The sequence below is a fragment of the Tolypothrix sp. FACHB-123 genome, from assembly GCF_014697075.1.
In the GTDB taxonomy this organism is placed as follows: Bacteria; Cyanobacteriota; Cyanobacteriia; order Cyanobacteriales; family Nostocaceae; genus Aulosira.
The window spans coordinates 1-6,565 of the sequence record NZ_JACJRE010000122.1; the positions used below are offsets into that span (position 1 = coordinate 1).

Annotated in this window: 7 protein-coding genes and 1 pseudogene; 2 read left to right on the plus strand and 6 right to left on the minus strand. The window is 38.8% G+C overall.

Going from position 1 to position 6,565, the window contains the following annotated elements:
• Nucleotides 1-320 precede the first annotated feature (320 nt).
• A complete protein-coding gene (locus H6G41_RS33700) occupies nucleotides 321-1,073 on the minus strand; it encodes an antirestriction protein ArdA (RefSeq protein WP_190752694.1) in 753 nt (250 codons plus the stop codon).
• A 306-nt stretch (nucleotides 1,074-1,379) separates the two neighbouring features.
• Here H6G41_RS33700 and H6G41_RS33705 point away from each other — a divergent pair, with 306 nt between their 5' ends.
• Nucleotides 1,380-1,577: a hypothetical protein gene (locus tag H6G41_RS33705; RefSeq protein WP_096648418.1), complete on the plus strand. Its 198-nt coding sequence runs from the start codon at nucleotides 1,380-1,382 to the stop codon at nucleotides 1,575-1,577.
• 610 nt (nucleotides 1,578-2,187) lie between these two features.
• On the opposite strand, the pseudogene H6G41_RS35535 reads toward H6G41_RS33705, so the two are convergent.
• From H6G41_RS35535 to H6G41_RS33730, 5 genes and pseudogenes are all read right to left on the minus strand, one after another.
• Nucleotides 2,188-2,535, minus strand: a pseudogene (locus tag H6G41_RS35535) (transposase); the annotation flags it as partial.
• A 366-nt stretch (nucleotides 2,536-2,901) separates the two neighbouring features.
• Nucleotides 2,902-3,120 carry a hypothetical protein gene (locus H6G41_RS33715; RefSeq protein ID WP_015130201.1) on the minus strand — a complete coding sequence of 73 codons (219 nt, stop codon included), beginning with the start codon at nucleotides 3,118-3,120 and terminating at the stop codon, nucleotides 2,902-2,904.
• A gap of 184 nt (nucleotides 3,121-3,304) precedes the next feature.
• Nucleotides 3,305-3,967 carry a Uma2 family endonuclease gene (locus tag H6G41_RS33720; RefSeq protein WP_190752700.1) on the minus strand — a complete coding sequence of 221 codons (663 nt, stop codon included), beginning with the start codon at nucleotides 3,965-3,967 and terminating at the stop codon, nucleotides 3,305-3,307.
• A 248-nt stretch (nucleotides 3,968-4,215) separates the two neighbouring features.
• Nucleotides 4,216-4,419, minus strand: coding sequence for a hypothetical protein (locus H6G41_RS33725; protein WP_096648264.1), 204 nt, complete (start codon nucleotides 4,417-4,419; stop codon nucleotides 4,216-4,218).
• Between the two features lie 152 nt (nucleotides 4,420-4,571).
• Nucleotides 4,572-5,504, minus strand: coding sequence for a hypothetical protein (locus tag H6G41_RS33730; protein WP_190752702.1), 933 nt, complete (start codon nucleotides 5,502-5,504; stop codon nucleotides 4,572-4,574).
• A gap of 224 nt (nucleotides 5,505-5,728) precedes the next feature.
• Here H6G41_RS33730 and H6G41_RS33735 point away from each other — a divergent pair, with 224 nt between their 5' ends.
• Nucleotides 5,729-5,941, plus strand: coding sequence for a hypothetical protein (locus tag H6G41_RS33735; protein WP_190657732.1), 213 nt, complete (start codon nucleotides 5,729-5,731; stop codon nucleotides 5,939-5,941).
• Nucleotides 5,942-6,565: the final 624 nt, after the last annotated feature.

The following is a 6,565-nucleotide window of genomic DNA, read 5'->3' on the forward strand; positions in this document are numbered from 1 at the left end:
TGCTTCTAATAGTTTCATTTGCACCCCAAAATACGATACTACAAGCACCTTATATTAGAGGACGCAAATTATCTTAAGTCCAGAGGATTGGTTCGCGACCAGCTATCGCGAACCAATTTCCTTTTCCACATCCCGTGAAAAGTCAGGATTATCCCTAGTGATTACACTAGACAAACATCTCAAAAAAAATCCAATCGTCAACGTTAATTAATTCGACTGGTTTTACCTGACAAATAAATTTTGATCAAAATTTATTTGTCAAGTTTTCAGTTTTTAAATATAAAGGGAGGGTATTTTTTAACTACCCTCCCTTTATTTTATTAGTAACGACTAAAAATGTAGACTTTGTTGTAACTTTCTTCTACTGAATAGTAAGAGTCAATAAACCAATCACGGGCTATTGCTGACCAATTGAGGTAGAAGCTAGGAATACCCATATCTTCTAAGTTTTTAATCAATCCTTGTTGTTCGAGTTGATCATAAACAAAGTCCTCTTCACTTTCGTACTCACCCCAATAATGTTCCTGAAAATCTTCTACACTAGCTTCACTACTGTCATATTCATAATAAGCTGCATAGGCTGCACCATGCTCTGATAAAATTTGGGCTAGTTCGGCTAGTTTTTCTATGCTTTCGTATTCACTCAGATGAATACCATACCAGTTTTGAAAATCATGTATTGCCCACTCCTCACAGGCTTCATAATTATGACAGGGTGACCAAGATAACATCCATTCAATATCATCTTGAATGTCTGACGCATCTTGTGTACAGTCTATCCACATTCCGTGTAAAAAGCCATTGTTGTATGCAGATAAACAAGCTACATAAATCTGTGGTGCATCATCATCTTGGCACTCACGCTCATGCTTGGGGAAGGGAAGTAAACAGCTAGCACCTTCAACTATTGGTAAGGCAACACCAGCTAAATTGATTGCTAAATCTACTGCCCTCTGTTCTCGAATCGGACAGATTAAAACATTACCTTCTTTGTGGCAGTTGTAAACTTGTTCAGCAACTAATTGAGCATCTTGTTCTGAGTGAAATATTAAGGTGTTAGAAAACAAATTCATGTGTTAGAATCCTTCTAGTATTGAACTCAGAAAAAGCACCTTTAGATTGGTCGTCGGGGGTGCTTTTTCTGTTGTTGATGTAAGAGTTTTGGACTTGGCGCTACATCTGAAATTTCACGCTTCGGTTCGGTTCCGTTACCGGGAGTCTTTTTGGCACTCCATTTCCTATCTCTCACTCTTTTATTATCCCACATATATGTGGGATAATAAAGCTTTTTAGCTGTTTTTAATGATAAAAATATCTAATATATTGCCACATATATGTGGGTTTTGCTATTGTAGTGGTAGAGAGAAAGGATAATCACTATGACAAGAAACGATATTGCTACTCGCTTTAAATCAAAAGGAGTTGGTGTTAAATGTGATACTAAACCTATATCTGTGATGCTTCCAGAAGATTTAGATGCTTATGTGCGTAGCAAGCCCAATCGTTCCGAGTGGTTGCGGCGGGTTATTGCTCTTGCTGTGGCTAAGGAACAAGCGGAAGCTCAAAAGGAAGATTGATTGTGAATTTGGCTCAAGAGCGATCGCGTTACTTCCCGTTTTGGTTATAAAGTCATGGCATTTTCCTGCACAACTCTAGTGGTATGTTTAGAAATCTTACAGACTAAACTGACAGATCATAATTAAGCGTATTCGTCCCTCGTTGTGCAATATTGCATCCAAACCACGAGCAACTTTACTCAAGATAGCACTGCTGAAAAAACCTGCTTTGCGGTCATACTGGATGGCACACTCTAAAGCAGAAATATAAAAATCAGCAATTGTGTTGTCGGTATTGCTGGAGTAACTAATTTTCTAAGGATATTTTCGTAAAATTTTCGGCATATTATGCGGTTGTTTATATCCTTTGAAAATTAATATTAACGAGGTCGATTTTCTCGCCCGTGATAGACACGTAAAATAACAACATCATTCTCAAGAATAACGTAGTGAATTCAATACCTTTGCCAATTTAGGAGAGTTCAACGCTTGTAGAAACGTTATGAATACGTCCCAAAGAAGTAAGCTTGGCAAAAATCTGGTTTAATAAAATAGGCTCAGGAATTTCTGGAAGCATTTTTAAGACTTCATTAACATATCGAAAGCCACGATAATGAGCCTTAAGGTCAATAATGCCGGAGTCAGGGTTAAGGAGGCGGAAATTTGCCAGAAGATCATGAGTTTTTTTCCCTGATTTACTTATTACAACTTCATCTCCTGCCAGCAAATACACTTCATTTGCACGGAACAAATGCTTGCGAAAAAACAACCAAAACAACGTTGCCCAAGGGATTACTTTATGGAAGAATCTTAATATTGTCCGATAACTACCACCAGTGCCTGCCCAACGCGAGATGCCCAACATTGTGACTCTCCCGCTCATCGCTAACATCGCCAGGATTATTTGGTTAAATTGCCGCATCGTTGTCGCGTTGATCTGCGGTAGTAGGCATTGCAGGAGTGATAAAATATCTGGCATGGGCTGCTTGTAGTTTTTGAGTTGTCGTTGTGAGAGACAATAACTCTACTACGAAACGCCCTACCTCTTCATCCTCTTATTTTGGCAACGGTATTGGAATTATAAAACCGTATTTACCAAAAGAAACTAAAAGTTTTCGTAGTCCTGCTATTTCATCTACAATTGCGCCTCGACGGGGATTTTGCTGTAAACTTTCACCTGAAGAGACAATTGCTTGTACTGCGCGGGAAGCTGCATCAGGATTATTAAGTTTGATAAAATCATAATGACGCTTGAGCTAAAACACTGTAATTTACTAAATGTAGCATATCTTGACTTTTGACGATTCATTGTAATTTTTAATAATCAATAATTATATTCTTCTATTTATTTAAAGATTTCTATTAAATCAGGCTGATCTTTCCACGCCCCGAATAATTTGTTGAGTCTTGCTAATCTCTCTGAATCTGTTAAGGAATGTTTTGTTTGTTCAATTGAAGTTGCGCTAATTTTTAAATCAACAATAATTTCTTGACCATCAGGAATCTCGTTGATTTGTTCTAATAATTCTATAATCTGACCACGTTTAACTCCTCTAATTCTCATTTGTTATTTACTCCTATATAGGACTCATATAGGAATCCTATTTGATTTTTGAAAAATCTAATTCGCTAGAAGCTTGCCATACAAGGGTTTGTTTCTAAGTATACCTAGCAAGATTCAAGTATGATTCCTATATTTGCTAAATAATAGTTAACTGTTAACTATCAACTGTCAACCATCAACAAAATTAAAGTGTATTTGGGTCAATTCCTTGCTGTTGTAATAGAGCTAATAAATTTTGCAATTGTTCTTCTGGGGTTTGGTATCTATTGCCATTTTCGTCATACCAAAACAGCCATTCTCTTGTTCTTCCTTGATAATTACCCTGTTCTCGTCCAATACCTAAACCAATTTCGGGCATCCAAATTTTATCCCCTGGTTGTAAAATATATTTACCTTCAACTAAACGATAAACTTCTAAACGTTGGCGTTTACGACGTAACCGTGTTGGTGCATAAATGACATAATATAAAATGCCTAATTTGGCGTAATCGATTTTTTTCTGTTCATATTCGCCGTTGTAAGTTTGAGAAACAACTTCCAAAGCTAAAATTGGTGGGATTCCTTCTTCTTCCCAAAATACATAGCTGGAACGTCCATTTTCACCTACAAAACGTTCTACACCCAAACTCAGGAATCCATCGGGGACTATGGCAGGTTTTAATGGTGAATAATAAATTCCCATGTTGATACCGAAAAACCAGTCATCGCGGTTTTGCCAAATCGCAGCTAAGATGGCTAATAATAAGTTGGGAATTAATATTTGCAGTTCGTTATCCACAGGAGTATCATCAGAGTCGGGTAATTCTGCCGATGAAGGTAGGCATTCTAACGGGTTGTAGTTATACATAATACCTTGGTGGTTGCCAGTTATCAGTCATGGGTGAATCGTCATTAGAACAAGTTCATTTGTTCCCGTTTATTTAAGGGTAACTTAGTCTGGATGTAAGTACCCCATAGTGCACGCACAGTGGCAAGCAGTAGCTTCTTTGCCTAAGGCAAACACACAACTGAAGCATAATTCATCCTACTGTAACTGAAAAGCTATTTTATTTGTTTTACTGTATAAATTTCTGCAATTCCTTCAAGAGTCGGTAATTATTCTTGACCAGAGAAACTTGATGCAGTATTGGGCTTTTGATTTGATTCAATTTCCGATTGCAGATAAGTAAGTGCAGTTTTAGCATCCCCAATAGTTAGATCGGGGTCATAATCAAGTGCTAAAAAGTCTGGGTGTTTAGCGATTTGAGATATTAAATATTGGCTGGCTTCAACTAATTCAATGAGGCTAGGGTTAGACATCATTTACTCCTCCCAGTCCTTGGGTATGGCGGTTCTGTGTTGCATATTCTGATGAATAGATGATTAAAAGAATTCAGGAGCCAGAATTGAGAATTCAGAACTTTTCTGACTCCTGACTCCTGACTCCTGAATTCTGAATTCTGAGTTCTAAATTACGCTGCGACTAACTCCTCTTTTTCTGCCTTATACTCCAGAAGTTGCCGCCATTGCACAGTAGTCAGTTGGTCAAACGGAAGGTCTAGCAATTGCTCGCAATCGATAACACCAGCATCAGGTACAGTGTCCGCTATCGATAGACACAAGACAGCATCTATCACAGAATCACAGGTTACTTGTACTTGCAATTCACTTGCTCGGACAAACCACCAATTACCTTCAGTGCATCCTGCCTGCCCCAATTTCACTTCATTGCGGTAAATTCCATCATCCAGCAATTCCAACCCGTGCTTTTCGCATTCGTTGGCAATTTGAGCCATGATTTTATTACCAGTGGTGCAGGGTTCCACAAATGGTTCTTCTACAGGCAACGTGCCTTGCTGGTACTGCTGTTTAATGTAGCTGTGGCATCTAGCAGGTGTAGTGTCTCGGAAAATCTCGATGTTGTTGACCAAAACTCGCCAGTACAAGTCTTCACGATTGTCACTGTCATAGCTGATGCTAGCAACCAATTCCCCGTCAATCAAAGCTTCTTGGTCATAAAATGAGATTTCCGAAATTTTTGGAACTTCTCTGATTTCACTTGGGATTGCTGGTTTGAGCGTGCCATCCTTATAGTGCCATTCGATGTATCGCTGGCATTGAGCAATAGTCGTGTGGCGGAACTTCTCTTCGCCGCTTGTCATGACTACCCAAGGTTGAGTTACAAATTCGTCATAGTCGTAGCTAATGTAAGCGATGAGTTGTTTTAGAGCATACACTTCGTAGTGATAGGAGTTGATTTCTACTGTGGTTAATTGCTCTGGGGCAACAGCTTCGGCTTGGGCTTCCAGGTGATTGTATAGTTCTGCCTGTGCTAGCGCTTGTTCATCTGGTGTATTGCAGTTGAAGTTGGAAAGTGCTTGCTGTGTATTGGTTGAGTAAGTCATAATTGAGGAATCTCCTGCCTCTATATGGGGTTAGGTCTTTACAAAGGGCGATCGCTAGTTTTCCAGACAGGGCGATCGCCTTTTTGCTTAACCTTATAAATACAGTGTAACTTTTGTTATCCCATTTGTCAACCCAATGGGATAACAAAATTTGTATATTTGGGAGTACACTTGTTATTACAATGCTTTCGCTGATAGCGTTGAACAATAGACGAGGAATGACTATGAGTGAAACAAGAATAAATATTAGGATTGCTCCTGAAAAGAAAGATGCTTTTTATGAAAAGGTAAGGCAAGAGGGAAAGAACGCTACCGATGTCCTAATCGGGTTGATTGACCAATACCTTGGTAATAAGGTTGAATCTAACGATATTGTAGAGCTAAAGCAGAGAGTAGCGAAATTGGAAGAGGTGGTACTGGGGGAAACTGCCGCCTGAGAGAAGAGAATGATTCTCTCAGGCAATTATTGGAAAAACTAAAAGAAATGCTCAAGGAAAAACCCGCCAACCATTAGGCGGGTTTGCTGCTTTTTATGTAATGGATCTGTTGTGATAATACTGTGTTAATATTTGGGATAACAAGACTCTCCTTGTGAAAGTAATTCACGATTACCAGGAGTAATCTATGTGTACCAAGGATGACAGCAATTGAGCCAAGGCATATTGTAGGTGGCTAAATATCTTTCCACTACCTACAGTATGCCTTCTGCTTTGTTAAAAGCATCCAGGAAATTCAAGCCCAAGAGCGTTTGCCTGGAAAACACCGCTCTTGGGTAAGTTTCACAAACTGCACAGTTTATGATCAACCAAACAATACCAAATTTTTTTAAACTACGCACAGAGTCAAGTTCCATTATGGAACACGATCAACCTCTGTTAAATAAGGCAAGAAAAAGTAAGTTGTCGAGTGCAAGTATTTTCAAACACCTCTTTTACGTATGGTAAGAGGAGAAAGATATGCCTGACTTTTCACGGGATGTGGAAAAGAAAGAGTGGTTCGCGATAGATTATCGCGAACCACTTCCTATTCTTTATTATATTTGGAAGTTTCTTCGACTAAAT

Bases quoted from the DNA above. Each gene is read 5' to 3' on its own strand.
- H6G41_RS33700 (WP_190752694.1), bottom strand. From the start codon at position 1,073: ATGAATTTGTTTTCTAACACCTTAATATTTCACTCAGAACAAGATGCT.
- H6G41_RS33705 (WP_096648418.1), top strand. From the start codon at position 1,380: ATGACAAGAAACGATATTGCTACTCGCTTTAAATCAAAAGGAGTTGGT.
- H6G41_RS33715 (WP_015130201.1), bottom strand. From the start codon at position 3,120: ATGAGAATTAGAGGAGTTAAACGTGGTCAGATTATAGAATTATTAGAA.
- H6G41_RS33720 (WP_190752700.1), bottom strand. From the start codon at position 3,967: ATGTATAACTACAACCCGTTAGAATGCCTACCTTCATCGGCAGAATTA.
- H6G41_RS33725 (WP_096648264.1), bottom strand. From the start codon at position 4,419: ATGTCTAACCCTAGCCTCATTGAATTAGTTGAAGCCAGCCAATATTTA.
- H6G41_RS33730 (WP_190752702.1), bottom strand. From the start codon at position 5,504: ATGACTTACTCAACCAATACACAGCAAGCACTTTCCAACTTCAACTGC.
- H6G41_RS33735 (WP_190657732.1), top strand. From the start codon at position 5,729: ATGAGTGAAACAAGAATAAATATTAGGATTGCTCCTGAAAAGAAAGAT.